General features: G+C 60.1%; 1 protein-coding gene. It reads right to left on the bottom strand.

The features are described 5' to 3' along the window. Positions 1-237, bottom strand: a 237-nt coding sequence (locus tag QP381_RS08655) for a hypothetical protein (protein WP_285068552.1), incomplete at its 3' end; no start/stop codon positions are given. Positions 238-356: the final 119 nt, after the last annotated feature.

The following is a 356-nucleotide window of genomic DNA, read 5'->3' as shown; positions in this document are numbered from 1 at the left end:
AGCTATGATCCTGCGGTCCACGGCCTCTTCGATGTGCGCGTTAAAACGGGTGCCATCGTCTAGGACAAGCGCGAGAGATTGGCCCGCTAGTGACACGCTGACCTCGTGCGCAACCCGTGAGGCCATTGCGCCACCAGATGTGATAAGTGGCCGTGGCGCATAAGGCAGTGCTGGGGTTCCCCCTTCGGCGAAGCCCCGCTCGCGCAGCAGGTCTCGGATCTGCCCAGTGTGCATCATGTGCCTTAGCGCGAATATCGCGCCATGCCCACCAGCTGCGGTTACTTCCGCCGCCGTAATAACATGCTCATTATTTGATAGGCGTGCCGGGATAGAGTCAGATGTTCCCGTCCCTAGCC

Origin of the sequence: Pauljensenia sp. UMB6358 (assembly GCF_030216865.1) — a bacterium.
Lineage (GTDB): Bacteria > Actinomycetota > Actinomycetes > Actinomycetales > Actinomycetaceae > Pauljensenia > Pauljensenia turicensis_A.
Note: the sequence above shows the minus strand (reverse complement) of the source record. Positions and strands in the feature narration are given on the sequence as shown.